23 protein-coding genes are annotated in these 26,194 nt (G+C 71.7%); 15 read left to right on the top strand and 8 right to left on the bottom strand.

Annotated elements, in window-relative coordinates:
• The first annotated feature begins 3 nt into the window (after nucleotides 1-3).
• From CG747_RS08615 to pgi, 12 genes are all read left to right on the top strand, one after another.
• Nucleotides 4-903: a hypothetical protein gene (locus tag CG747_RS08615; protein WP_100601053.1), complete on the top strand. Its 900-nt coding sequence runs from the start codon at nucleotides 4-6 to the stop codon at nucleotides 901-903.
• A gap of 120 nt (nucleotides 904-1,023) precedes the next feature.
• Nucleotides 1,024-3,099 (top strand): excinuclease ABC subunit UvrC, encoded by a 2,076-nt coding sequence (gene uvrC, locus CG747_RS08610; RefSeq protein WP_100601052.1) that lies wholly within the window; start codon nucleotides 1,024-1,026, stop codon nucleotides 3,097-3,099.
• On the top strand, nucleotides 3,096-4,049 hold the full coding sequence (gene rapZ, locus CG747_RS08605) for an RNase adapter RapZ (RefSeq protein ID WP_180985444.1): 954 nt from the start codon (nucleotides 3,096-3,098) through the stop codon (nucleotides 4,047-4,049). The genes uvrC and rapZ overlap by 4 nt, the downstream gene beginning before the upstream one ends.
• Entirely contained in the window at nucleotides 4,046-5,107 is a 1,062-nt protein-coding gene (gene yvcK / locus CG747_RS08600) for a uridine diphosphate-N-acetylglucosamine-binding protein YvcK (protein ID WP_100601050.1), read from the top strand. The genes rapZ and yvcK overlap by 4 nt, the downstream gene beginning before the upstream one ends.
• The gene (whiA, locus tag CG747_RS08595) at nucleotides 5,098-6,087 is read left to right on the top strand and encodes a DNA-binding protein WhiA (protein WP_039637542.1); all 990 of its coding nucleotides are present in this window, start codon (nucleotides 5,098-5,100) and stop codon (nucleotides 6,085-6,087) included. The genes yvcK and whiA overlap by 10 nt, the downstream gene beginning before the upstream one ends.
• A 252-nt stretch (nucleotides 6,088-6,339) precedes the next feature.
• A complete protein-coding gene (gene gap / locus CG747_RS08590; protein WP_100601049.1) occupies nucleotides 6,340-7,344 on the top strand; it encodes a type I glyceraldehyde-3-phosphate dehydrogenase in 1,005 nt (334 codons plus the stop codon).
• Between the two features lie 111 nt (nucleotides 7,345-7,455).
• Nucleotides 7,456-8,667: a phosphoglycerate kinase gene (gene pgk, locus CG747_RS08585; RefSeq protein WP_100601048.1), complete on the top strand. Its 1,212-nt coding sequence runs from the start codon at nucleotides 7,456-7,458 to the stop codon at nucleotides 8,665-8,667.
• A 6-nt stretch (nucleotides 8,668-8,673) separates the two neighbouring features.
• A complete protein-coding gene (gene tpiA, locus CG747_RS08580; protein WP_100601047.1) occupies nucleotides 8,674-9,450 on the top strand; it encodes a triose-phosphate isomerase in 777 nt (258 codons plus the stop codon).
• A 141-nt stretch (nucleotides 9,451-9,591) separates the two neighbouring features.
• Nucleotides 9,592-9,828, top strand: coding sequence for a preprotein translocase subunit SecG (gene secG / locus CG747_RS08575; RefSeq protein ID WP_100601046.1), 237 nt, complete (start codon nucleotides 9,592-9,594; stop codon nucleotides 9,826-9,828).
• Between the two features lie 152 nt (nucleotides 9,829-9,980).
• Nucleotides 9,981-10,316: an RNA polymerase-binding protein RbpA gene (locus CG747_RS08570; protein WP_016578660.1), complete on the top strand. Its 336-nt coding sequence runs from the start codon at nucleotides 9,981-9,983 to the stop codon at nucleotides 10,314-10,316.
• 241 nt (nucleotides 10,317-10,557) lie between these two features.
• Nucleotides 10,558-11,832, top strand: a complete 1,275-nt coding sequence (locus CG747_RS08565; protein WP_180985443.1) for an MFS transporter — start codon at nucleotides 10,558-10,560, stop codon at nucleotides 11,830-11,832.
• Nucleotides 11,833-11,888: 56 nt separating this feature from the next.
• The gene (pgi, locus tag CG747_RS08560; protein ID WP_100601045.1) at nucleotides 11,889-13,541 is read left to right on the top strand and encodes a glucose-6-phosphate isomerase; all 1,653 of its coding nucleotides are present in this window, start codon (nucleotides 11,889-11,891) and stop codon (nucleotides 13,539-13,541) included.
• An 88-nt stretch (nucleotides 13,542-13,629) separates the two neighbouring features.
• On the opposite strand, the gene pgl is transcribed toward pgi, so the two are convergent.
• Genes pgl through tkt form a run of 5 tightly spaced genes read right to left on the bottom strand, consistent with a single transcriptional unit; the run spans nucleotide 13,630 to nucleotide 20,283 of the window.
• Nucleotides 13,630-14,436: a 6-phosphogluconolactonase gene (gene pgl, locus CG747_RS08555; protein WP_100601044.1), complete on the bottom strand. Its 807-nt coding sequence runs from the start codon at nucleotides 14,434-14,436 to the stop codon at nucleotides 13,630-13,632.
• Entirely contained in the window at nucleotides 14,433-15,494 is a 1,062-nt protein-coding gene (opcA, locus tag CG747_RS08550) for a glucose-6-phosphate dehydrogenase assembly protein OpcA (RefSeq protein WP_100601043.1), read from the bottom strand. Before opcA ends, pgl begins: the two co-directional genes overlap by 4 nt.
• A complete protein-coding gene (gene zwf / locus CG747_RS08545) occupies nucleotides 15,491-17,023 on the bottom strand; it encodes a glucose-6-phosphate dehydrogenase (RefSeq protein WP_100601042.1) in 1,533 nt (510 codons plus the stop codon). The genes opcA and zwf overlap by 4 nt, the downstream gene beginning before the upstream one ends.
• Before the next feature lie 4 nt (nucleotides 17,024-17,027).
• The gene (gene tal / locus CG747_RS08540; RefSeq protein ID WP_100601041.1) at nucleotides 17,028-18,146 is read right to left on the bottom strand and encodes a transaldolase; all 1,119 of its coding nucleotides are present in this window, start codon (nucleotides 18,144-18,146) and stop codon (nucleotides 17,028-17,030) included.
• Between the two features lie 34 nt (nucleotides 18,147-18,180).
• Nucleotides 18,181-20,283, bottom strand: a complete 2,103-nt coding sequence (gene tkt / locus CG747_RS08535; RefSeq protein ID WP_100601040.1) for a transketolase — start codon at nucleotides 20,281-20,283, stop codon at nucleotides 18,181-18,183.
• 519 nt (nucleotides 20,284-20,802) lie between these two features.
• On the opposite strand from tkt, the gene CG747_RS08530 reads away from it, so the two are divergent.
• The 3 genes from CG747_RS08530 to CG747_RS08520 all read left to right on the top strand — a co-directional run bounded on the left by CG747_RS08530 (nucleotide 20,803) and on the right by CG747_RS08520 (nucleotide 23,363).
• Entirely contained in the window at nucleotides 20,803-21,753 is a 951-nt protein-coding gene (locus CG747_RS08530) for a heme o synthase (protein WP_100601039.1), read from the top strand.
• Between the two features lie 45 nt (nucleotides 21,754-21,798).
• Nucleotides 21,799-22,185: a hypothetical protein gene (locus tag CG747_RS08525; RefSeq protein WP_100601038.1), complete on the top strand. Its 387-nt coding sequence runs from the start codon at nucleotides 21,799-21,801 to the stop codon at nucleotides 22,183-22,185.
• Nucleotides 22,186-22,316: 131 nt separating this feature from the next.
• Nucleotides 22,317-23,363 carry an amidohydrolase gene (locus CG747_RS08520; protein ID WP_100601037.1) on the top strand — a complete coding sequence of 349 codons (1,047 nt, stop codon included), beginning with the start codon at nucleotides 22,317-22,319 and terminating at the stop codon, nucleotides 23,361-23,363.
• Here the strand turns inward: CG747_RS08520 and CG747_RS08515 are convergent.
• From CG747_RS08515 to CG747_RS08505, 3 genes are all read right to left on the bottom strand, one after another.
• The gene (locus CG747_RS08515) at nucleotides 23,336-24,331 is read right to left on the bottom strand and encodes a heme A synthase (protein WP_100601036.1); all 996 of its coding nucleotides are present in this window, start codon (nucleotides 24,329-24,331) and stop codon (nucleotides 23,336-23,338) included. The genes CG747_RS08520 and CG747_RS08515 overlap by 28 nt on opposite strands.
• 101 nt (nucleotides 24,332-24,432) lie before the next feature.
• Entirely contained in the window at nucleotides 24,433-25,206 is a 774-nt protein-coding gene (locus CG747_RS08510) for an ABC transporter permease (protein ID WP_100601035.1), read from the bottom strand.
• Nucleotides 25,203-26,165, bottom strand: coding sequence for an ABC transporter ATP-binding protein (locus CG747_RS08505; protein ID WP_100601034.1), 963 nt, complete (start codon nucleotides 26,163-26,165; stop codon nucleotides 25,203-25,205). Before CG747_RS08505 ends, CG747_RS08510 begins: the two co-directional genes overlap by 4 nt.
• Nucleotides 26,166-26,194 lie beyond the last annotated feature (29 nt).

Genomic DNA, 26,194 nt, shown 5'->3' with positions numbered 1-26,194 from the left:
GTCATGACGAAGCGCACCGTCGCCCGCGCCGCCACCGCGGGCGCGCTCGCCGCCACCTTCCTCGGCCTGGCCCCGCTCACCGCGCTGGCCGCCGACGTGCCCGCGCCGCAGGCCCCGCCCAGCGCCGCCGTCACCGCGGCCCGTGACGCGGCCGCCTCCGCCGCGACCGCGGACACCCTGGCCCGCTTCTTCGCCGCCGCACCGGCCAAGGACGGCACCCGCGCCGAAGGCGGAGCGGGCCTCGCCGCCCCGGCCGGGACCGCCCCGCGCATCGAGGGCGCCACCGTGCCCGTCTACGTCCTGTCGCCCGACTTCGTCCGCGGCAAGGCCGGGGCCCCCGTGGCGCGGGTGGAGTTCATGGCCAGCAAGGCGGTCGCCGCCGACGGCCGCACGGCCTCCGTGTGGACCGCCCAGAAGGGCTCCGCCTGGAAGGTCGTCAACATCGCCAGCGGCGACGACGAGACCCGCTACGCCGCGGCCGGCGCCGGACAGGGCGGCGGAACGGTTTTCCACGAGCCGCAGATCGACGCCTGGTACGTCCAGCGCGGCGACCGCATCGAGCCCCTGGACGACGCGGCCCGCAAGGCCGTCGGCGCCGACGGCACCACCGTCGCCGCCTACCGGAAGCGGGTCACCGAGGCGTACGGCGACAAGCTCCCCGGCTCCGCGTACGACAAGCGCGGCGAGGCCGGCGGCTTCGGCCCCGACGGGGCGCCGACCGCCGACACCGGCCGCGCGCCGCAGCCGCTCGCGGCCTCCGCGGTGGACACCGCTGACGCGGCTGACACCGCGGACACCGCGAACGGCGCGGTGACTGCCGCCTCGACCGTCGCGGGGGCCGCCGCCGTGCTCGCCCTGGGCCTGTCGGCCGCGGCGGCGGTGCGCCGGCGGCGCAGCCGCTGACCGGACGCCGCGCCACCGCATCACCGGAGCCCGCCCCTCCGCCCCGTCCGCCGGGCACGGGAGGGGCGGGCTCCGCCGCTGCGGCCCTGATTGTCGGTGGCGGTCAGTAGGGTGGTGGGCATGGCAGACCCCAGCAGCTATCGACCCAAGCCGGGACAGATCCCCGACTCGCCGGGGGTCTATAAGTTCCGCGACGAGCACGGCCGGGTCATCTACGTGGGCAAGGCCAAGAGCCTGCGCCAGCGCCTGGCCAACTACTTCCAGGACCTGGCCGGTCTCCACCCGCGCACGCGCACGATGGTCACCACCGCCGCCTCGGTGGAGTGGACCGTCGTCTCCACCGAGGTCGAGGCGCTCCAGCTCGAATACAGCTGGATCAAGGAGTTCGACCCGCGGTTCAACGTCAAGTACCGCGACGACAAGAGCTATCCGTACCTCGCGGTGACCCTGGGCGAGGAGTTCCCCCGCGTCCAGGTGATGCGCGGCGCCAAGAAGAAGGGCGTCCGCTACTTCGGCCCGTACGCCCACGCCTGGGCCATCCGCGAGACCGTCGACCTGCTACTGCGGGTCTTCCCCGTGCGGACCTGCTCCGCCGGCGTCTTCAAGCGCTCCGCCCAGATCGGCCGCCCCTGCCTGCTCGGCTACATCGGCAAGTGCTCGGCCCCCTGCGTCGGCCGCGTCTCCCCCGAGGAGCACCGCGAACTCGCCGAGGAGTTCTGCGAGTTCATGGCCGGCCGCACCGGCGCCCACCTCCGCCGCCTGGAGCGCGGGATGCAGGAGGCGGCCGAGGAGATGGAGTACGAGCGCGCCGCCCGCCTGCGGGACGACATAGGCGCGCTCAAGCGCGCCATGGAGAAGAGCGCGGTGGTGCTCGCCGACGCCACCGACGCCGACCTGATCGCCGTCGCCGAGGACGAACTCGAAGCCGCCGTCCAGATCTTCCACGTCCGCGGCGGCCGGGTGCGCGGCCAGCGCGGCTGGGTCACCGACAAGGTCGAGGCGGTCACCACCGCCGGCCTGGTCGAGCACGCCCTCCAGCAGCTCTACGGCGAGGAGCAGGGCGACGCGGTGCCCAAGGAGGTCCTGGTGCCGGCGCTCCCCGAGCCGGTCGAGCCGGTCGCCCAGTGGCTCACCCAGCGCCGTGGCTCCCAGGTCTCGCTGCGCATCCCGCAGCGCGGCGACAAGAAGGACCTGATGGCCACGGTCGCGCGCAACGCCCAGCAGGCGCTGGCCCTGCACAAGACCAAGCGCGCCTCGGACCTGACCACCCGCTCCCGCGCCCTGGAGGAGATCGCCCAGGCCCTCGACCTGGACACGGTCCCGCTGCGCATCGAGTGCTTCGACATCTCGCACCTCCAGGGCGAGGACGTCGTCGCCTCGATGGTGGTGTTCGAGGACGGTCTCGCCCGGAAGAGCGAATACCGCCGCTTCCAGATCAGGGGCTTCGCCGGCCAGGACGATGTGCGTTCCATGCACGAGGTCGTCGGGCGCCGCTTCCGGCGCTACCTCCAGGAGAAGCAGAAGTCCGGGGAGTGGGTCGAGGAGCCGGCCGCCGCGGACCCCGCCGGGCCGGCCGCCGCGGATCCGGCCGCGGATCCGGCCACCGCCGCCGACTCCGCCGGCCACCTCACCGACGAGGACGGCCGCCCCAAGCGGTTCGCCTACCCGCCCCAGCTCGTGGTCGTCGACGGCGGCGCCCCTCAGGTGGCGGCCGCCCGCCGGGCCATGGACGAGCTGGGCATCGACGACGTCGCGGTCTGCGGCCTGGCCAAGCGCCTGGAAGAGGTCTGGCTGCCCGGCGAGGACGACCCGGTGGTGCTGCCGCGCAGCAGCGAGGGGCTCTACCTCCTCCAGCGGGTCCGCGACGAGGCGCACCGCTTCGCGATCACCTACCAGCGCAACAAGCGCGGCAAGCGGCTGAAGTCCTCCCCGCTGGACGTCGTCCCCGGCCTCGGCGACAGCCGCCGGCAGGCGCTCCTCACACACTTCGGCTCGCTGAAGAAGCTCCGGGCCGCCACGGTCGAGGAGATCTGCCAGGTCCCGGGCGTCGGCCGGAAGACCGCCGAGACGGTCGCCGCGGCGCTGGCCGCCGCGGCCCCGCCCGCCCCCGCGGTGAATACCGCCACAGGAGAGATCATTGAGGATGACGGGGCCCCACCGGCCGCGTTGTCAGCAGAACGGGGGCAGGACCGATGAGCACACCGCACGAGACGCAGGAACCCGAGAGAGACGGTGCACAGGTGAGTACGGGCACGATGCGCGAAGCCGACCAGGGCGAGAGCGCCGCGATCCCCGAGCTGGTGATCATCTCCGGCATGTCCGGCGCCGGACGCAGCACGGCGGCGAAGTGTCTGGAGGACCTCGGCTGGTTCGTCGTCGACAACATCCCGCCCGAGCTGATCCCGCCGATGGTCGAGCTGGGCGCCCGCTCGCAGGGCAACGTCGCCAAGATCGCCGTGGTCGTCGACGTCCGCGGCCGCCGCTTCTTCGCCAACCTCAAGGAGTCGCTGGCCACCCTCGACGCACAGAACGTCAAGCGCCGCATCGTCTTCCTGGAGTCCTCCGACGAGGCCCTGGTGCGCCGCTTCGAGTCCGTCCGCCGCCCGCACCCCCTCCAGGGCGACGGCCGGATCGTCGACGGCATCGCCGCCGAGCGCGACCTGCTGCGCGAGCTGCGCGGCGACGCCGACCTGGTCATCGACACCTCCAGCCTCAACGTCCACGAACTCCGCGCCAAGCTCGACGCCCAGTTCGCCGGCGAGGAGGTCCCCGAGCTGCGGGCCACGGTCATGTCCTTCGGCTTCAAGTACGGCCTGCCGGTCGACGCCGACATGGTCGTCGACTGCCGCTTCATCCCCAACCCGCACTGGGTCCCCGAGCTGCGCCCCTTCACGGGCCTGAACGAAGAGGTCTCCCAGTACGTCTTCAACCAGCCCGGTTCCAAGGAGTTCCTGGACGGCTACACCGAGCTGCTGCGCCTGGTGGCGGCCGGCTACCGCCGCGAGGGCAAGCGCTACGTGACCATCGCCGTCGGCTGCACCGGCGGTAAGCACCGCAGCGTCGCGATGTCCGAGAAGCTGGCCCGCCGACTGGTCTCCGAGGGCGTCGAAACGGTCGTCGTGCACCGGGACATGGGGCGCGAATGACCCCCCGTACGCCGCGGCTGCGCCGGGTCCGCCGCTTCGTTCCCAGCGCCCGCGCGGCGAAGGGCGCCACCCCCAAGGTGGTGGCGCTCGGCGGCGGCATGGGCCTGTCCGCCTCGCTCGCCGCGCTGCGCCGCATCACCCGGGACCTGACCGCCGTGGTCACCGTCGCCGACGACGGCGGCTCCAGCGGCCGGCTCCGCGACGAGCTGGGCGTGCTGCCCCCCGGCGACCTGCGCAAGGCGCTGGCCGCGCTGTGCGGTGACGACGACTGGGGCCAGACCTGGGCCCGGGTGATCCAGCACCGCTTCGAGAGCGAGGGCGAGCTGCACGACCACGCGGTGGGCAATCTGCTGATCGTCGCGCTGTGGGAGCAGCTCGGCGACCACGTCCAGGCGCTCGACCTGGTCGGCAAGCTGCTCGGCGCGCACGGCCGGGTGCTGCCCATGTCGGCGGTGCCGCTGGAGCTCCAGGCCCAGGTCAAGGGCCTGGACCAGAATCACCCGGACGAGATCAGCACGGTCCGGGGCCAGGCCACCGTCGCCCTGACCCGCGGTGAAGTGCAGTCCGTCCACGTCGTCCCCGAGGACCCGCCGGCCGTCCCCGAGGCGGTCGCCGCGGTCCGCGACGCCGACTGGGTGGTGCTGGGTCCCGGCTCGTGGTTCTCCTCGGTCATCCCGCATCTGCTCGTGCCCGAGCTGCGCGAGGCACTGGAGGAGACCAAGGCGCGAAAGGTGCTCTCGCTCAACCTCGCGCCCCAGCCGGGCGAAACCGAGGGCTTCTCCCCGCAGCGTCATTTGGAGGTTTTGGCCCGACACGCCCCTAAACTCGCCTTCGACGTGGTGCTGGCCGACGAGGCCGCGGTGCCCGACATCGATGGTCTGACGGTTGCCGCCAAGCAGCTGGTGGGCAGCGAGGTCGAGCTGGCCGCGGTCGCTGCACGCGAAGAGGACACCCGGCCCGGTGCCGGGGAAGCCCCCGACCGGCACGATCCGGAACTGCTGGCAGCCGCGTACGACCGTATTTTTCGGATGCATGGAAGGATCGGCCCATGGCGATGACGGCTGCGGTGAAGGACGAGATCTCCCGGCTCCCCGTCACCCGGACCTGCTGCCGGAAGTCGGAGGTCTCGTCGATCCTGCGGTTCGCGGGTGGTCTGCACCTGGTCAGTGGCCGCATTGTGATCGAGGCGGAGCTCGACACGGGCATCGCCGCCCGCCGGCTCCGCAAGGACATCCTGGAGATCTTCGGCCACTCCTCCGACCTGGTGGTGATGGCCCCCGGCGGACTGCGGCGCGGCAGCCGCTACGTGGTCCGCGTGGTGGCCGGCGGCGACCAGCTGGCCCGGCAGACCGGGCTGGTCGACGGCCGCGGCCGCCCCATCCGCGGCCTGCCCCCGCAGGTGGTCTCCGGCGCGACCTGCGACGCGGAGGCCGCCTGGCGCGGTGCCTTCCTCGCCCACGGCTCGCTGACCGAGCCCGGCCGCTCGTCCTCCTTGGAGGTCACCTGCCCCGGTCCCGAGGCCGCCCTCGCCCTGGTCGGCGCGGCCCGCCGGCTCGGCATCGGCGCCAAGGCCCGCGAGGTGCGCAGTGTGGACCGCGTCGTCGTCCGTGACGGTGATGCCATCGGCGCGCTGCTGACGCGGCTCGGCGCCCACGAGTCGGTGCTGGCGTGGGAGGAGCGGCGGATGCGCCGCGAGGTCCGGGCCACCGCCAACCGCCTCGCCAACTTCGACGACGCCAACCTCCGCCGCTCGGCGCGGGCCGCGGTCGCCGCCGGCGCCCGGGTCCAGCGCGCCCTGGAGATCCTCGGCGAGGAGGTGCCCGAACACCTCGCCGCCGCCGGCCGGCTGCGGATGGAGCACAAGCAGGCGTCCCTGGAGGAGTTGGGGGCGCTGGCCGATCCGCCGCTGACCAAGGACGCGGTCGCCGGGCGGATCCGGCGGTTGCTCGCGATGGCCGACAAGCGCGCCCAGGACCTGGGCATCCCGGGCACCGAGTCCAACCTCACCGAGGAGCTCGCGGACGGCATGGTCGGCTGACCCGGAGCGCCCCTCGTCCACACGCGCCCCCGACACCCGCACCGGGTGTCGGGGGCGCGTGCGTGCGGACGCCGTGCGGGGGTGCGCACGGGTGGGCGTCAGAGGGGCTGGAAGCCGCTCACCTGAGCATCTTTGAGCCCCGATGTCAATGTCACGTACGTCTCGTTCAGGAGGTAGGGTCGGAGGCGGTCGGGGACAGTCCATACACCTCGCCGGTATCCAAAACCGGCGTACCAACGAGGAGATCGGTTCGTGACGATCCGCGTAGGCATCAACGGATTCGGCCGCATTGGTCGCAACTACTTCCGCGCGCTCCTGGAGCAGGGTGCGGACATCGAGATCGTCGGTGTCAACGACCTGACCGACAACGCCACCCTGGTCCACCTGCTGAAGTACGACACCATCCTGGGTCGCCTGAAGCAGGACGTCAGCCACACCGACGACTCCATCACGGTCGGCAACCAGACCTTCAAGACGATGGCCGAGCGCGACCCCGCCAAGCTCCCCTGGGGCGAGCTGGGTGCCGACATCGTCATCGAGTCGACCGGCATCTTCACCAAGCGCGAGGACGCCGCGAAGCACCTCGCCGCCGGTGCCAAGAAGGTCCTGATCTCCGCGCCCGCCAAGGGCGAGGACATCACCATCGTGATGGGCGTCAACCACGACAAGTACGACGCGGCCAACCACCACGTCATCTCCAACGCGTCCTGCACCACCAACTGCGTGGCGCCGATGGCCAAGGTTCTCGACGAGAACTTCGGCATCGTCAAGGGCATGATGACCACGGTCCACGCGTACACCAACGACCAGCGCATCCTGGACTTCCCGCACTCGGACCTGCGCCGCGCCCGGGCCGCCGCGGAGAACATCATCCCGACCTCGACGGGCGCCGCCAAGGCCACCGCCCTGGTCCTCCCGCAGCTCAAGGGCAAGCTGGACGGCATCGCCATGCGCGTCCCGGTCCCCACCGGCTCGGTCACCGACCTCGTCCTGGAACTCGACCGCGAGGCCAGCAAGGACGAGATCAACGCCGCCTTCCAGAAGGCCGCCGAGGGTCAGCTCAAGGGCATCCTGGAGTACACCGAGGACCCGATCGTCTCCTCGGACATCGTCAACTGGCCGGCCTCCTGCACTTTCGACTCCTCGCTTACGATGGCGCAGGGCAAGCAGGTCAAGATCGTCGGCTGGTACGACAACGAGTGGGGCTACTCCAACCGTCTGGTGGACCTCACCGTCTTCGTCGGTGGCCAGCTCTGATCACTGCCTGACGTCACCCAAGGCACCGGAATGTGTGGACGGGGCTCGTAGGACGCGGAAACGCGTCGTACGGGCCCCGTCCCATGACGGACTACAACGGAGTCACTTCATATGAAGACGATCGACGACCTCGCCACGGAAGGCGTCGCCGGCAAGCGGGTCTTCGTCCGCGCCGATCTCAACGTTCCTCTGGACGGCACCACCATCACCGACGACGGCCGGATCCGCGCCGTCGCCCCGACGATCGCCAAGCTGGCCGCGCTCGGCGCCAAGGTGATCGTCGCCTCCCACCTGGGCCGTCCCAAGGGCGCCCCGGACCCCGCCTTCTCGCTGGCCCCCGCGGCCGCGCGGCTCGGTGAAATCCTCGGTCGGGACGTGGCATTCGCCACCGACACGGTCGGCGACTCCGCCCGGTCCGTGACCGCGGGCCTGGCCGACGGCCAGGTGGCCGTCCTGGAGAACCTCCGCTTCAACGCCGGTGAGACCAGCAAGGACGACGCCGAGCGCGGCGCCTTCGCCGACCGGCTCGCCGAGCTCGCCGACCTCTACGTGGGCGACGGCTTCGGCGCCGTGCACCGCAAGCACGCCTCGGTCTTCGACCTGCCCAAGCGGCTGCCGCACGCCGCCGGCGACCTGATCGCCACCGAGGTCGGCGTCCTGAAGAAGCTCACCGACGACGTCAAGCGCCCGTACGCCGTCGTGCTCGGCGGCGCCAAGGTCTCCGACAAGCTCGCCGTCATCGACAACCTGCTCAAGAAGGCCGACCGCATCCTGGTCGGCGGCGGCATGGCGTACACCTTCCTCGCAGCCAAGGGCCACGAGGTCGGCATCTCGCTGCTGCAGAAGGACCAGATCCCGGTCTGCCTGAAGTACCTGGCGGAGGCGGAGAAGCGCGGCGTGGAGTTCGTGCTCCCCGTCGACGTGCTGGTTTCGGCCGACTTCCCGGACCTGAAGACCAAGGCCCCGGCCACCTACGACGTCGTCGCCTCGGACGCCATCCCGGCGGACAAGGAGGGCCTGGACATCGGCCCGAAGACCCGCGAGCTCTACGCCGCGAAGCTCGCCGACGCGGGCACCGTCTTCTGGAACGGCCCGATGGGCGTCTTCGAGCACCCCGACTACGCGAACGGCACCAAGGCCGTGGCGCAGGGGCTGCTGGAGTCGGACGCCTTCACCGTCGTCGGCGGCGGTGACTCGGCCGCCGCGGTACGCCTGCTCGGCTTCGACGAGAATGCTTTCGGCCACATTTCGACCGGCGGCGGCGCCAGCCTCGAGTACCTCGAAGGCAAGACGCTCCCCGGCCTCGCCGCTCTGGAGGACTGAACAACCGTGAGTGACCGCACCCCGCTGATGGCGGGCAACTGGAAGATGAACCTCAACCACCTCGAGGCCATCGCCCACGTCCAGAAGCTCGCCTTCGCCCTCAACGACAAGGACTTCGACCAGGTGGAGGTCGCGGTCCTGCCGCCCTTCACCGACCTGCGCTCGGTGCAGACCCTCGTCGACGGCGACAAGCTCAAGTTCAAGTACGGCGCCCAGGACCTGTCGGCGCACGACTCCGGTGCCTACACCGGTGAGATCTCCGGCGCCATGCTGGCCAAGCTCAAGTGCGCCTACGTGGCCGTCGGCCACAGCGAGCGCCGCCAGTACCACGGCGAGGACGAGGCGATCTGCAACGCCAAGGTCAAGGCCGCGTTCAAGCACGGCCTGACCCCGATCCTGTGCGTCGGCGAGGGCCTGGACGTCCGCAAGGCCGGAAACCAGGTCGCGCACACCCTCGCCCAGGTCGACGGCGGTCTGAAGGACGTCCCGGCCGAGCAGGCCGAGACGATCGTGATCGCCTATGAGCCGGTGTGGGCCATCGGCACCGGCGAGGTCGCCACGCCCGAGGACGCGCAGGAGGTCTGCGGTGCCATCCGCGGCCGCCTCGCCGAGCTCTACAGCCAGGAGCTGGCCGACAAGGTCCGCATCCAGTACGGCGGCTCGGTCAAGTCCGGCAACGTCGCGGCGATCATGGCGCAGCCGGATGTGGACGGCGCCCTGATCGGCGGCGCGGCACTGGATGCGGACGAGTTCGTGAAGATCGTCCGCTTCCGCGATCAGTAGCAGCTATGACGACGGGCCCGGCCCGTCGTACCCTGTCGGGGCCGGGTCCGGTGTCGCGTGCACCGCCCGGCCCCGCACCGTCCGGCCCCGCCGGACGGCCGGCACGTTCCGTCCGACAGTCCTCAGAGAGTTGGTCCAGCCGTGGTCATCGGGTTCTCGATCGCCCTCATCATCTTCAGCGTGTTGCTGATGATGTTGGTGCTCATGCACAAGGGGAAGGGCGGCGGTCTGTCCGACATGTTCGGCGGCGGTATGCAGTCCACGGTCGGCGGCTCCTCGGTCGCCGAGCGCAACCTCGACCGCATCACCATCGTGATCGGTCTGCTGTGGTTCGCCTGCATCGTGGTGCTCGGCATCCTGATGAAGCTCGGCAGCTGACACGCCGTCGGGGACGCGGCCTATCATGAAGGCAGCGTCCCGGGACGGTAACTCGTGTCACTGGACGCGCGTTGGGCCTTTCGTACACTGGGGCGCCCGCAGCGCAGTTGCTGTGAGAGGCACGCGGCACCATTACGCAGGGAGTTACGACCGTGGCAAGTGGCAACGCGATCCGAGGAAGTCGGGTCGGGGCGGGGCCGATGGGGGAGGCCGAGCGTGGCGAGTCCGCGCCGCGCATCCGCATCTCCTTCTGGTGCTCCAACGGGCACGAGACGCAGCCCAGCTTCGCCGGCGATGCCCAGGTGCCGGACACCTGGGACTGCCCCCGCTGTGGTTTCCCGGCCGGCAAGGACCGGGACAGCCCGCCGGACCCGCCGCGTACCGAGCCGTACAAGACGCACCTCGCCTACGTCCGGGAGCGCCGCAGCGATGCCGACGGCGAGGCGATCCTGGCCGAGGCGCTCGCCAAACTCCGCGGCGAGATCTGACGGAACCGCACCACACGTTCACCCCGCTCGATACGACCGGCCCGGCCGGAGGGACACCGCGTCCCTCCCGCCGGGCCGGCCGCGTTTCCGGGTCCCGCCGCGCGGTGCCGGGCGGGGCCGGCGGCATCTGAGGGGTGGGATGGGGAAGTTGCCCCAGGCCCGTTGTCAGTGGTCGACCGTACGGTTTTCGTAGCGGCGGATCCCACTCGGGGGTCTTCGGAGGCGCGGTACGGGGGCGGGCATGGCGCGGACGGAAGCGGGCGGTGCGGCGGGAGTTGCCGGGTTCGCCTGGGGCGGCGGGTTCGGGCGGCTGTGGAGCGCCGCCGTCGTCTCCCGCTTCGGTGACGCGCTGCGGGGCACCGCCCTGCCGCTGCTCGCCCATGCGGTGACCAGCGATCCGCTGCTGATCGCGCTGGTCACCGCCTGCGGGTTCGCGCCGTGGCTGCTCTTCGGACTGCTCGGCGGCGCGGTCGCCGACCGGGTCGACCAGCGGCGGGCGATGTGGGCGGTCGATCTGCTGCGCGGGCTGTTGATGGGCGGTTTCGCACTGGCGGTGGCGGCGGGCGCGGCGGGTATCGGGTTGCTGCTGGCGCTGGCCTTCGCGCTCACCACCCTCCAGACGCTCTTCGACAACGCCGCCACCGCCCTGCTGCCGGCGGTGGTGCCCAGGGAGGCGCTGACCACCGCCAACGCCCGTCTGATGACCGGGCAGGAGGTCGTCGGCCGGTTCGTCGGGGGACCGGTGGCGCCGGTGCTGATCGGGGTGAGCGTCGCGCTGCCCTTCGTGGCCGACGCGGCGACGTACCTGATCGCCGCCGCCCTGGTGGCGTCGCTGCGCACCGGTGCGCCGCCCCGGCCGCCGGCCCCGTCCGGGCGCACCCTGCGGCGGGAAATCGCGGAGGGCGTACGGGCGTTGCGGGGCGACCGGGTGCTGCGGGGGTGCTGCCTCTCGGTGGCGTTGGGCAACGTCGGCATCGGCGCGCTGATCGCCGAACTCGTCGTGATCGTCAAGGACTGGCTGGGCGCGGGGGACTTCGGCTATGTCGCGGTGACCACGGGATACGGCGCCGGCACGGTGCTCGGCGGGCTGCTGGCCGGCCGGGTCGTCGCCGCGCTCGGCGGTCAGCTCCGCACCCTGCTGGTGGCCGGTGTGGTGGAGACCGCGGTGCTGGTGGTGTTCGGCACGGTACGTGCGCTGTGGCCCGCGGCGCTGGCGCTGGGCGTGTTCGGCTTCGCCGGCACGGTGTGGAACGTCCTGGAGACCACGGTGGTGCAGCAGCGCGCACCGGAGGCGATGCTGGGCCGGATCAGCTCCGCGTTCCGCACGGCCTCGATCGCCGGGACCCCGCTGGGCGCGCTGCTGGGCGGCGCGGCCGCGGTGGTCTGCGGGCCCAACTCCCCGGCGCTGCTGGCCGCCGCGCTGCTGGGGGTGGGCACCGTGGTGCTGATACCGGTTGTTCGGGGCGGCGACAGCACCTCGTCCGACAGGGGACAGATACCTCATACCGCGCCCTGATCAATTAGGTTGGAGAACGGCGGGGCCGCTACGAGACGAAGAAGGCTGATGTCCGAATGAACGCAGAAGGCCGCGGCAGGCTCGACCAGATGCCTGAGTGGACCGCGTTGAGCAAGCACCGCGAGCAGATGGGGGAGGTGCACCTGCGCGAGCTGTTCGACAAGGACCCCGGTCGTGCCGGGCGCCTGACCCTGCAGGTCGGCGATCTGCACCTGGACTACTCCAAGCACCTGGTCACCGACGAGACCCTGCGACTGCTCCGCGAACTGGCCGCGGCGACCGGCGTGGCCGAGCTGCGGGACGCGATGTTCCGCGGCGAGAAGATCAACATCACCGAGCACCGCTCCGTGCTGCACACCGCGCTGCGCGCGCCCGGCTCGGCGGTCATCGCCACCGACGGGGAGAACGTCGTCCCCGCGGTGCAGCACGTCCTGACAAGGATGTCGACGTTCGCCGACCGGGTCCGCTCCGGGAATTGGAAGGGCCACACCGGCCGGCGCATCAAAACGGTCGTCAACATCGGTATCGGCGGCTCGGATCTGGGCCCCGCGATGGCGTACGAGGCGCTGCGCGCCTACACCCACCGGGACATGCAGTTCCGCTTCGTCTCCAACGTCGACGGCGCCGACCTGCACGAGGCGGTCCGCGATCTGGACCCGGCCGAGACGCTGTTCATCATCGCCTCGAAGACCTTCACCACCATCGAGACGATCACCAACGCCACTTCCGCCCGCGACTGGCTGCTGGCCGGTCTCGGCGCCGGCCAGGAAGCGGTCGCCAAGCATTTCGTGGCGCTGTCGACCAACGCCGAGAAGGTCGCCGAGTTCGGCATCGACACCGACAACATGTTCGAGTTCTGGGACTGGGTCGGCGGCCGCTATTCGTACGACTCCGCCATCGGCCTGTCGCTGATGGTCGCGATCGGCCCGGAGCGGTTCCGCGAGATGCTGGCCGGCTTCCACCTCGTCGACGAGCACTTCCGCACCGCCCCGCCGGAGGAGAACGCTCCGCTGCTGCTGGGCCTGCTGGGCATCTGGTACGGCAACTTCTGGGACGCCCAGGCGCACGCCGTGCTGCCCTACAGCCACTACCTCTCCAAGTTCACCGCCTACCTCCAGCAGTTGGACATGGAGTCCAACGGCAAGTCCGTGGACCGCGAGGGCCGGCCGGTCGGCTGGCAGACCGGCCCGGTGGTCTGGGGCACCCCCGGCACCAACGGCCAGCACGCCTACTACCAACTGCTCCACCAGGGCACGAAGACGATCCCGGCCGACCTGCTCGGCTTCGCCCGGCCGGTCGAGGACCTCCAGCCGCACCTGGTCGCCCAGCACGACCTGCTGATGGCCAATCTCTTCGCGCAGGGCCAGGCGCTGGCGTTCGGCAAGACCTCCGACGAGGTGCGGGCCGAGGGCGTCGCCGAGGAACTGGTGCCGCACCGCACCTTCCAGGGCAACCACCCCACCACCACGATCCTGGCGTCGGAGCTCAGCCCGTCGGTGCTGGGCCAGTTGATCGCGCTCTACGAGCACAAGGTGTTCGTCCAGGGCGCGGTGTGGAACATCAACTCCTTCGACCAGTGGGGCGTCGAGCTGGGCAAGGTCCTGGCCAAGCGCGTCGAACCGGCGCTCGCCGAGGGCGCCGACGTGCCGGGCCTGGACGCCTCCACGGCCGGCCTGGTCGCCAAGTACCGCGAGCTGCGCGGGCGTTGATGCGATACGCCGACGGCCCCACACCCGCGGGGGTGTGGGGCCGTCGGCGTGTGCGCGGCGCTCCGGTGGGCCCGGCGCGCCGCCCGGCTCAGGAGGACGCCGGGGGGTAGAGGGCGCGCGGCAGCTGGGCGGCGGCCGCCTCGTCCAACAGCCACAGCGTCCGGCTGCGGCCGCGTGCCCCGGCCGCCGGGGCCTGCACCTCGCCGGCACCGGACAGCGCGATGGCCGCGGCGTTGGCCTTGTCCTCGCCGGCCGCCAGCAGCCACACCTCCCGTGCCGCGCGGATCGCGGGCAGGGTCAGCGTGACCCGGGTGGGCGGCGGCTTGGGGGCGCCGTGCACCCCGACCACGGACCGCTCCCGCTCGTACACCGCGGGGAGTTCGGGGAAGAGCGAGGCGACGTGGGTGTCCGGGCCGACGCCCAGCAGCAGTACGTCGAAGGACGGCACCGCGCCGCCCCCGTCGGTGGCCGCCGACTGATAGTGCTCCGGGCTCGCGGCGGCGGCGAGTTCGGCCGCGTACGCCTCCGCGGCGGCGTCCGCGTCGTGGCCGAACGGGCCGTCCGAGGGCGCCATCGGGTGCACCCGGGCCGGGTCCAGCGGGACGCTGTCCAGCAGCACCTCGCGGGCCTGGGTGTAGTTGCGCTCCGGGTCGCCGTCCGGCAGGAACCGCTCGTCGCCCCACCACAGGTCCAGCCGGGACCAGTCGATCGCGTCCCGGGCGGGCGCCTCGGCCAGGGCCGCGAGCAGCCCGTTGCCGTTGCGCCCGCCGGTGAGCACGACGGAGGCGGTGCCGCGGGCCGACTGGGCATCGACGATCTTGGTGATCAGCCGGGCCGCGGCGGCCTTCGCCATCAGCTCCTTGTCGCGGTGGACGACGACCTGAGGTGTGCTCACTTGGCGGCCGCCTTCTTGGCGGGCGCCTTCTTCGCCGCGGGCTTGGCCGGGGCGCTGTCCTCGTCCGCGGCCTTGCCGCCGACCGGGTCCGCCGGCCGGTCCGCCGCGGCCGGTGCCGCCGGCGCTCCGCCCGGCTCGCCGATCCGCTCCACGCCGTACTTCAGCGCGGCGGCGTAGATGTCGTCCGGGTCGAGCCGGCGCAGCTCCTCGGCGAGCAGCTCGGAGGTCTCCCGCCGCTTGAGCGCCACCGCGCGGTCCGGCTGGCCGCGCATGGAGAGGGTGGCGAGGGAGCCGTCCGGGCGGTCCAGGACAATCGTTCCGCCACTGGACTCCAGGCGCACCGCGGTGAGCCCGGGGCCGGTCGAAACGGTGCGCTCGACCGGTACGTCCAGCCTGCTGGCGAGCCACATGGCGAGCAGCTCGCAGCTGGGGTTGAACTCCTCGCCCTCGACCACGGCCGAGGTGACCGTGCACGGCGACTGGTCGAGCGCCGCCGCCAGCATCGAACGCCAGGGCGTGATCCGGGTCCAGGACAGGTCCGTGTCACCCGGGGTGTACGTGCCGGCGCGTGCGGAGAGGTCCCGGACGGGCTCCTCGGAGGCGTAGGCGTCGGTGACCCTGCGCTGCGCCAGCGCGCCGAGCGGGTCGCTGGCCGGGTCCAGCGGGGCGTTGACCGCCCACCAGACGACGACCGGGGCGTCCGGCAGCAGCAGCGGCAGCACCACGGACTGGGCGTGGTCGATCGCCTCGCCGTACAGCCGCAGCACCACCGTCTCGCCGGTGCCGGCGTCCGTGCCGACCCGCACCTCGGCGTCCAGGCGGGCCTTGGCGCGGTCGCGCGGCGACCGGCTGACCCGCTTGATGACGACGAGGGTGCGCGAGGGGTGCTCGCGGGAGGCGTCGTTGGCGGCCTTCAGGGCGTCGTAGGCGTTCTCCTCGTCGGTGACGATGACGAGGGTGAGCACCATGCCGATGGCCGGGGTGCCGACGGCGCGGCGGCCCTGGACCAGTGCCTTGTTGATCTTGCTGGCTGTGGTTTCCGTCAGATCGATCTTCATGGCCGACGCCAGCTCCGTCCGTCTCGTGCGAGCATTTCGTCCGCCTCGTCGGGACCCCAGGTGCCCGCCGGGTACTGCGCGGGCTTGCCGTGCTTGTCCCAGTACGTCTCGATCGGGTCGAGGATCTTCCAGGAGAGCTCGACCTCCTCCAGGCGCGGGAAGAGGTTGGCGTCGCCGAGCAGCACGTCGAGGATCAGCCGCTCGTACGCCTCGGGGCTGGACTCCGTGAAGGACTCGCCGTACGCGAAGTCCATCGAGACGTCGCGCACCTCCATCGAGGTGCCGGGCACCTTGGAGCCGAACCGCACGGTCACGCCCTCGTCCGGCTGCACCCGGATGACCAGGGCGTTCTGCCCCAGCTCCTCAGTGGCGGTGTGGTCGAACGGGGAGTGCGGAGCGCGCTGGAAGACCACCGCGATCTCGGTGACCCGGCGGCCCAGGCGCTTGCCGGTCCGCAGGTAGAAGGGGACGCCCGCCCAGCGGCGGTTGTCGATCCCGAGCTTGATCGCGGCGTAGGTGTCGGTCTTCGACCGGGGGTCGATGCCGTCTTCCTCGACGTAGCCGACGACCTTCTCGCCGCCCTGCCAGCCGGACGTGTACTGCGCCCGGACGGTCTCCTTGCCGAGGTCCTTCGGCAGCCGGACGGCGCCCAGCACCTTGGTCTTCTCCGCGACCAGCGCGTCCGCCTCGAAGGAGGCGGGCTCCTCCATGGCGGTCAGCGCGAGCAGCTGGAGGAGGTGGTTCTGGATGACGTCACGGGCGGCGCCGATGCCGTCGTAGTAGCCGGCCCGGCCGCCGATGCCGATGTCCTCGGCCATCGTGATCTGCACGTGGTCGACGTAGCTGCGGTTCCACAGCGGCTCGAACATGGTGTTGGCGAACCGCAGCGCCAGGATGTTCTGGACCGTCTCCTTGCCCAGGTAGTGGTCGATCCGGAAGACCTCGTTGGGCGGGAAGACCTCGTGGACGATCCGGTTGAGCTCCTGCGCGCTGGCCAGGTCGTGGCCGAAGGGCTTCTCGATGACCGCGCGGCGCCAGGAGTCCGCCTTCTGGTCGGCCAGCCCGTGCTTCTTGAGCTGCTGGACGACCTTGGGGAAGAACTTCGGCGGCACCGACAGGTAGAAGGCGAAGTTGCCGCCCGTACCCTGCGCCTTGTCGAGCTCGTTGATGGTGTCCTTGAGCGTCTCGAAGGCTTCGTCGTCGTCGAAGTTGCCCTGGACGAAGCGGCAGCCCTGGACCAGCTGCTGCCACACCTCCTCGCGGAACGGCGTACGGGAGTGCTGCTTGACAGCCTCGTACACCTCCTGCGCGAAGTCCTCGTCCTCCCACTCGCGACGGGCGAAGCCGACCAGCGAGAAGCCCGGCGGCAGCAGACCCCGGTTCGCGAGGTCGTAGACGGCGGGCATCAGCTTCTTGCGCGACAAATCGCCAGTGACGCCGAAAATGACCAGGCCCGACGGCCCCGCGATACGCGGGAGCCGTCGGTCCGCGGCGTCACGGAGCGGGTTCGCTCCATGAACAGCGGTCAAGGGATCAGCCCTCCGAAGGAGCGAGGCGCGCGAGCTCCGCCTCGGTCGACTTGAGCAGGTCGTTCCAGGACGCCTCGAACTTCTCCACGCCCTCGTCCTCCAGGAGCTGCACGACGTCGTCGTACGAGATCCCGAGCGCAGCGATCGCGTCGAGGTCGGCCCGGGCGGCGGCGTAGGTGCCGCGCACCGTGTCACCGATGATCTGGCCGTGGTCGGCGGTGGCCTGCAGGGTGGCCTCCGGCATGGTGTTGACCGTGCCCGGGGCGACCAGGTCGTCCACGTACAGGGTGTCCTTGTACGCGGGGTCCTTCACGCCGGTCGAGGCCCACAGCGGACGCTGCTTGTTGGCGCCCGCCTTGTCGAGGGCGGACCAGCGCTCGGAGGAGAAGACCTCCTCGTACGCCTGGTACGCCAGCCGGGCGTTGGCCAGCGCGGCCTTGCCCTTGAGCGCCTTGGCCTCGTCGGTGCCGAGCTTCTCCAGGCGCTTGTCGATCTCGCTGTCCACGCGGGACACGAAGAACGACGCCACCGAACGGATCTCGGACAGGTCCAGGCCCGCGGCCTTGGCCTTCTCCAGGCCCGCGAGGTACGCGTCCATCACCTCGCGGTAGCGCTCCAGCGAGAAGATCAGGGTGACGTTGACGCTGATGCCCAGGCCGATCACCTCGGTGATGGCCGGCAGGCCCGCCTTGGTGGCCGGGATCTTGATCAGCGTGTTCGGGCGGTCCACCAGCCACGCCAGCTGCTTGGCCTCGGCGATGGTCGGCGCGGTGTGGTGCGCCAGCCGCGGGTCCACCTCGATGGAGACCCGGCCGTCCTGGCCGCCGGTGGCCTCGAAGACCGGACGCAGCACGTCGGCGGCGTCCCGGACGTCCGCCGTGGTGATCATGCGGATCGCCTCGTCCACGGTGACCTTGCGGGTCGCCAGGTCAGCCAGCTGCTGGCTGTAGCCGTCGCCCGAGGAGATCGCCTTCTGGAAGATCGAGGGGTTGGTGGTGACGCCGACGACGTGCTGCTGGTCGATCAGCTCGGCCAGGTTGCCGGACGTGATGCGCTTGCGCGACAGGTCGTCCAGCCAGATCGCCACGCCCTCGTCGGAGAGGCGCTTGAGTGCGTCTGTCATGGGTTCTGCATCTCCTACTTGTCGTATACGGGCGTCAGCGCGCGGCGGCGGTCAGCGATTCCCGCGCGGCGGCGGCCACCGCTTCGGGGGTGAAGCCGAACTCGCGGAACAGGAGCTTGGCGTCGGCCGAGGCGCCGAAGTGCTCCAGCGACACGATCTGCCCGGCGTCCCCGACGTAGCGGTACCAGGTCAGGCCGATGCCGGCCTCCACGGCCACCCGGGCCTTGACGGACGGCGGCAGCACGCTGTCGCGGTACTCCTGGTCCTGCTCCTCGAACCACTCCACCGACGGCATCGACACCACGCGGGTCGGGACGCCCTCGGCCTGGAGCTGCTCGCGGGCCGCGACGGCCAGCTGCACCTCGGAACCGGTGGCGATCAGCACGACCTGGGGCTCGGCGCTCCGGCCGTCGGCCCCTTCGGCCTCGAAGCGGACGTAACCGCCCTTGACGGTGTTCTCGTCGGCCTCGTACGTCGGCACGCCCTGACGCGTCAGCGCCAGACCGTGCGGGGCGCCCACGCCGAACTCCTTCGTCCAGCGGCGCATGATCTCGCGCCAGGCGATGGCGGTCTCGTTGGCGTCGGCCGGGCGCACGACGTTCAGGCCCGGGATGGCGCGCAGGGAGGCCAGGTGCTCGACCGGCTGGTGGGTCGGGCCGTCCTCGCCCAGGCCGATGGAGTCGTGCGTCCACACGTACGTCACCGGCAGGTGCATCAGTGCGGACAGCCGGACGGCGTTGCGCATGTAGTCGGAGAACACCAGGAAGGTGCCGCCGTAGACGCGGGTGTTGCCGTGCAGCGTGATGCCGTTCATCTCCGCGGCCATGGAGTGCTCGCGGATACCGAAGTGGATGGTCCGGCCGTACGGGTCGGCGCCCGGCAGCGGGTTGCCCTCCGGCAGGAACGACGAGGTCTTGTCGATCGTCGTGTTGTTCGACCCCGCGAGGTCGGCGGAGCCGCCCCACAGCTCGGGGATGACCGCACCCAGCGCCTGCAGCACCTTGCCGGACGCGGCGCGGGTGGCGACGGCCTTGCCGGTCTCGAACGAGGGGACGTGGTCCTCCCAGCCCTGGGGCAGCTCGCCCGCAGCGATCCGGTCGAACTCGGTGGCGCGCTCGGGGTTGGCGGTCCGCCAGGCGGCGAACGACTTCTCCCACTCGGCGCGGGCCTCGCGGCCGCGGTCCAGGGCGCCGCGGGTGTGCGCCAGGACCTCGTCGGCGACCTCGAAGGACTGCTCCGGGTCGAAGCCCAGCACGCGCTTGGTGGCGGCGATCTCCTCGTCGCCCAGCGCCGAGCCGTGCGCGGCCTCGGTGTTCTGGGCGTTGGGGGCCGGCCAGGCGATGATCGAGCGGACCGCGATGAACGACGGGCGCTCGGTCTCGGCCTTGGCGGCCTCCAGGGCCTTGGCCAGGCCGGCCGGGTCCAGGTCGCCGTCGGGACGCTGGTCGACGCGCTGGATGTGCCAGCCGTACGCCTCGTAGCGCTTGAGGGTGTCCTCGGAGACGGCGGTCTGGGTGTCGCCCTCGATGGAGATGTGGTTGTCGTCCCACAGCATGACGAGGTTGCCGAGCTTCTGGTGGCCGGCCATGGAGGACGCCTCGGCGGCGATGCCCTCCTGGAGGCAGCCGTCACCGGCGACGACGTACACCATGTGGTCGAAGGGCGAGGTGCCCTGCGCCGCCTCGGGGTCGAACAGACCGCGCTCGTAACGGGACGCCATCGCCATGCCCACGGCGTTGGCGACACCCTGGCCCAGCGGGCCGGTGGTGGTCTCGACGCCGGTGGTGTGGCCGTACTCCGGGTGACCCGGGGTCTTCGAGCCCCAGGTGCGGAAGCTCTTGAGGTCGTCCAGCTCCAGGCCGTAGCCGGCCAGGTAGAGCTGGATGTAGAGGGTCAGGCTGGAGTGGCCTGCGGAGAGGACGAACCGGTCCCGGCCGGTCCAGTCCGCGTCGGCGGGGTCGTGCCGCATCAGCTTCTGGAAGAGAACATAGGCGGCGGGCGCCAGGCTCATGGCCGTACCCGGATGGCCGTTACCGACCTTCTGCACGGAATCCATGGCCAGGACGCGGACGGTGTCCACCGCCCGCTGGTCCAGTTCGGTCCACTCGAAATCTGTGGTGGTCGGCTTGGTGCTCACCCTGAGTCAGGGCTCCTCTCCACATGTCGAACGCGGACTGCATGTCCGCCAGGCGGTGTCGAGCCTACCCCCGTAAATGCGCCCGCCTTTTCGACGCTCAGTCGGTGATTTCACCGCTCAGTCGGTGCTCAGTCGGTGGTCGGGGCGCTCACTCGGCGGATGGCTGTCGAGGGAACAATTGTCGCTTAGGGCAACGAAGTAGACACTTGGGGTATTCCCGGCGCCGAGGTCGCGCCATAGGACCAGACTGCCGGGCACCGGGCGCCTCCGCCTCCTGAACGCCGGGCGAACGTCCCGGGAATGCTCCGGACAAACCGCCGCGGGGTCCGCCGGGAGAGCCGCCACCACCACCCCGCGGCCGGGCGCCCAACACGACCCCACCCCCGCGAGAGCCGCCGTATGGCCAACGTCTAAAGTGGCGTGGTAAGCGCAAGCCTTTACCGGGTGTTCACCGCCGGCGGAGCTTGCTGGCCTTATCTCCGCGGCCCAGGCCGCTGACGTTAACTTCCAGGGGTGTGCGTGACGGCCGTCGAAACCCGTCCTGCGGGGGGGCTCTCTCAGGTCCCCGGGAGTCCCGGTAACCGGCCGTTCGGGGCCCGGCTCAAGGCGTTCTTCGCGCTGACCAAGCCGCGGGTCATCGAGCTGCTGCTGATGACCACGGTGCCGGTGATGTTCCTGGCGGCCGGTGGTGTGCCGGACCTGTGGTTGGTGCTGGCGACCTGCATCGGCGGATACCTCTCCGCCGGCGGTGCCGCCGCGTACAACATGTACCTCGACCGCGACATCGACGCGCTGATGGACCGCACCTCCCAGCGGCCGCTGGTGACGGGCATGGTCTCGCCGCGCGAGTGCCTGGTCTTCGCCACCGTCCTCGCGGTCGGCTCCACCGCCTGGTTCTGGTACCTCGTCAACCCGCTGTCGGCGATGCTGTCCCTCGGGGCGCTGCTCTTCTACGTCGTCGTCTACACGATGATCCTCAAGCGGCGGACCTCGCAGAACATCGTCTGGGGCGGCATCGCGGGCTGCATGCCGGTCTTCATCGGCTGGTCCTCGGTGACCAACACGGTCTCCTGGGCGTCCGTCGTCCTCTTCCTCGTCATCTTCTTCTGGACACCGCCGCATTACTGGCCGCTGTCGATGAAGGTCTCGGACGACTACAAGCGGGCCGGCGTGCCGATGCTGCCGGCCGTCGCGGGCAACAAGGTCGTCGCCCGGCAGATCGTCCTCTACAGCTGGGTGATGGTCGGGGTCTCGCTGCTGCTCCAGCCGCTGGGCTACACGGGCTGGTTCTACACCGCGGTCGCGGTCGCCTGCGGCGCCTTCTGGCTGCGTGAGGCGCACGCCCTCCAGGGCCGTGCCAAGGCCGGCATCACCGGGTCCAAGCTGAAGGAGATGCGGCTGTTCCACTGGTCCATCACCTACGTGTCGCTGCTGTTCGTCGCCGTCGCCGTGGACCCGTTCCTGCGCTAGGAGGTGTGGGGGATCACCCCCACAAAAGCAGTACTCGCGAGTAGCATGCTGACCATGGCAGACACCCAGCAGGCGGACGAGCAGGCGGCGGGCGGCACGGCCACCGCGACCCCGGCGCAGAAGCGGGCCGACAAGCAGGCGGCCCGACTCGCCAAGCAGATCCGGGCCTTCGCGAGCACCCACGGCGGCAGCGCTGAGGGGCAGCTGGCCCACATCGGCCGCGGGCGCACCCGGATCGCCCTGGTCGGTGCCAACGGCGAATGGGGCAACCTCGTCGCGGACAGTTACGCCGCCGCCGAGCGGGCCGCCGAGCAGGCCGGGATCACGCTCCAGGACGACTTCGACGGCGAGTTGGCCGCCAAGGTCCGCACCGGCCGCTACGAGTGGTCCCGGATGGCCGGCATCCAGGTGGGCGGCCCGGCCAACGCGTAGGACGCTCGAACTCCCGCCCCGGTGCCGTGCGCCGGGGCGCATCGCCCGCTACCTCACCACCGGCTCGCCCGTTAAGCTCACAGGCGCGGTGGACCGGCCACGCCCATCGGGCTGATGGCGAGGAGGGGCGGATGGACACACTCCCCCCGCTCGTCGACCAGCACAGCCACGGCGCCGTCCACGGTGAACTGGGCCTCGGTTCCTTCGAGGCCCATCTGGCCGCCGCGGCCCGTGCGCAGGGTCCGGCCCCCGCCGGCACCAGCCACTTCGACACCCGCACCGGTCTCGCGATACGCCGCTGGTGCCCCCCGCTGCTCGGTCTGGAGCCGCACTGCGCGCCGGTGCGCTATCTGGCCCGCCGGCGCGAGGTGGGCGCCTTCCACGCCGGCCGGATGCTGCTCCGCGGGGCCGGTATCGGCACGTTCCTGGTGGAGTCCGGCACTCCCGGCGGCCTGACCTCGGCCGCCGAACTCGCCGCCGCGGCCGAGGGCCGCGCCCATGAGGTGGTCCGGCTGGAACCGCTCGCCGAGCAGGTCGCCGACACTTCGGGCAGCGTCGATTCCTTCCTCGGCTACACCGCCGAGGCCCTGTACTCCGCCGCCCAGCACGCCACCGCCTTCGCCTCGGGCGCCGTGTACTGCGAGGGGCACGCCCCGGGGGCGGGTGAGGTATGGCGGGCCGCTGACCGCTGGTTGCGCGGCCGGCGCCCCGGGGAGCCGCTGGGGGAGCCCGCGCTCGTCCGGCACCTGCTGTGGAGCGCGGTGGCGACCGGGCTCCCGGTACAGCTGCACTGCTCCGACCCGCAGCCGCTGGCCGCCTTCCTCCGGGCCACCGCCGGGCTCGGCTCCGACCTCGTGCTGCTGCCCGCGGCCCCGCACCACCGGCGGGCCGCACAACTCGCCGGGGTGCACGCCCACGTGTACGCGGACACCGGACCGTTCCCCGAGGAGGCGCTGGGCCAGGCGCCGTTCGGCAAGCTGCTGTTCTCCTCGGGGGCGCGCGGGCTGCCCGAGCTCTACGTCACCGCGGCCCGGCTCTTCGCCCGGGCCATGGCGCGGGTGATGGGGGAGTGGACCGCCGAAGGGCTGTGCGCCGCCGCGGACGGGCGGCGGATCACCGAGCTGATCGGCTCGGGGACCGCGCGCCGGGTCTACCGGCTGGCGGCGGAGGCGAGCTGAGCGTCCGTCGCCTCGTCGGCGGCCGCCGGGCGCTCGTCGTCCTCCTGGAGCGGGCCGCGGTCGCGCAGCGACAGGCAGACCCGCAGCACGGCGATCCAGACCAGGGTCGAGCCCAGCATGTGCAGGCCGACGACGATCTCCGGCAGGCCGGTGAAGTACTGGACGTAGCCGATGACGCCCTGGAGGGCGATGCAGCCGAGGAGTTCCAGCGCCGTCCGGCGCGCGGCGGCCGGGGCCTTGACCGCGCGCAGGGCGAACCACAGCGCGACGCTCAGCCCGACCACGACGTAGACGAAGTCGACGTGGAGCTGGGTGATCTCCTGCCAGTTCAGCGGGATGCGGTGGACCTTGTGCGCGTCGCCCGCGTGCGGGCCGGTGCCGGTGACGACCGTGCCGATGACGGTGAGCGCGCCGGTCGCCGCCACCAGCAGCCAGGACAGCTGCCTGACCGGCCGGGCGACCAGGTCGCGCGGCTCCTCGTCGCCCTCCTTGGCGCGCTGCCAGCTCAGCACGGCGACCGTGAGCAGGGCGCTGGTGAGCAGGAAGTGCGCGGCGACGAGGTACGGGTTCAGGCCGGTCAGTACGACGACGCCGCCCCAGACCGCGTTGCCCATCACGATCCAGAACTGCGCCCAGCCGAGCCGGGTGAGCGAGCGGCGACGCGGGGCGCGGGCCCGGGCGGCGATGATGAACAGCCCGATGACCGCGCACAGGACGTAGGTCAGCAGGCGGTTGCCGAACTCGATGAGGCCGTTGATGCCCATCGCGGCGGTCGGGGTGAGGCTGTCCGGCGTGCACTTGGGCCAGGTCGAGCAGCCCAGACCGGACTCGGTCAGCCGGACCGCGCCGCCGGTCACGACGATGACCACGGCCATCACGACGGCGGCGAGCGCCGCCCGCCGGACGAAGCGCGCGGAGGGCTGCCAGTGGCGGGCGATCAGCTCAAGGGGATTCAGCGTGTTCGGCACGGGTGTCATCGTAGGCGGCGGCTTGTGCGTGTTTTCACGAGGGGTGCGAAACGGGCGTGCGGGCCTGGTCGGGGGCGTGCTGCGCCCCCGACGCGCCCCGACTACTCCCAGCGGAAGAACTTCGCCGCCGCGCCCAGGCCCAGGACGGCCCAGACGGCCAGGATCCCCAGGTCGGCCAGGGGCAGGCCGGCGCCGTGCTGGAGGACCTCCCGCAGCCCGTCCGAGAGCGCGGAGATCGGCAGGAACTGGAGCACCTGCTGGGCCGCGGCCGGGAACTTGTCCATCGGGACGATCACCCCGCCGCCGACCAGCAGCAGCAGGAAGACCAGGTTGGCGGCGGCCAGTGTGGCCTCGGCCTTGAGGGTGCCGGCCATCAGCAGCCCCAGACCGGAGAACGCGGCGGTGCCCAGCAGGAGCAGCAGGACCACGGAGAGTGGGTTGCCGTGCGGGGACCAGCCCAGCGCGAGGGCGACCGCGGTCAGCAGGGCGACCTGGAGCACCTCGGTGACCAGCACCGCGCAGGTCTTCGCGGTCATCAGCCCCCAGCGCGGCAGCGGCGAGGCGGCCAGCCGCTTGAGCACGCCGTAGCGCCGCTCGAAGCCGGTGGCGATGGCCTGCCCGGTGAACGCCGTGGACAGCACGGCGAGCCCCAGGACGCCCGGCGCGAGGAAGTCCACCGGTTTGCCGGCGCCGGTGTCGATGATGCGGACCGCGGAGAACAGCACCAGCAGCAGCGTCGGGATGATCACGGTCAGCAGCAGCTGCTCGCCGTTGCGCAGCAGCATCCTGGTCTCCAGGGCGGCCTGGGCGCGGATCATCCGGGGCAGCGGTGCGGCACCGGGCCGGGGGGCGAACGTACCGGTCGCGGTGGTCATGCGCGCAGCTCCTTGCCGGTCAGCTCCAGGAAGACGTCTTCCAGCGTGTGGCGCTCGACGGCTATCGCGGCGGGCATCACACCGTTCTGGGCGCACCACGAGGTCACGGTGGCCAGCAGTTGCGGATCGATCCGGCCCTGGACGCGGTAGGTGCCGGCGGTCAGCTCGGCGGCGGCGCTGTCGGCCGGCAGCGCCTTGAGGAGCGAGGCGACGTCCAGGCCGGGGCGGCCGGTGAAGCGCAGGCTGTTCTCGGCGCCGCCCTTGCACAGCTGCTCCGGGCTGCCCTGGGTGACGACCCGGCCGCCGTCGATGATCGCCACGTCGTCGGCGAGCTGCTCGGCCTCGTCCATGAAGTGGGTGGTCAGCACCACGCTGACGCCGTCGGCGCGCAGCTCCCGGACGAGTTCCCAGGTGGCGCGCCGGGCCTGCGGGTCGAGACCGGCCGTCGGCTCGTCCAGGAACACCAGCTCGGGGCGGCCGACCACGGCCATCGCCAGGGCGAGCCGCTGCTGCTGGCCGCCGGACAGCCGCCGGTACGAGGTGCGCCCGCAGCTGTCCAGGCCCAGCCGGTCCATCAGCTGGTCCACGTCGAGGGGGTGGGCGTGCAGGGTGGCGGTGTGCCGGAGCATCTCCTCGGCCCGGGCGCCCGCGTAGACCCCACCCGACTGGAGCATCACGCCGATCCGCGGGCGCAGGGCGGCGGCGTCGGCGACCGGGTCCAGTCCCAGGACGCGGACCCGGCCGGCGTCCGGGCGCCGGTAGCCTTCGCAGGTCTCGACGGTGGTGGTCTTCCCGGCGCCGTTGGGGCCGAGGACGGCGGTCACGGTGCCGCGTGCGACGGTGAGGTCGAGACCGTCCACGGCGGTCTTGGTCCCGTACCGCTTGACCAGGCCGACGACCTCGACGGCAGGCTCACGGCCGGGGGAGCGGGGGGCGTCCCCTGGGGAGGTGCTGGGCATGCCGGGCAGTCTACGGAGCGGGACGGGGT

The sequence above is a fragment of the Streptomyces sp. CB02959 genome (assembly GCF_002803155.1).
In the GTDB taxonomy this organism is placed as follows: domain Bacteria; phylum Actinomycetota; class Actinomycetes; order Streptomycetales; family Streptomycetaceae; genus Streptomyces.
The sequence above is the reverse complement of the archived record's forward strand: the minus strand, read 5'-3'. Positions and strand labels throughout refer to the sequence as shown.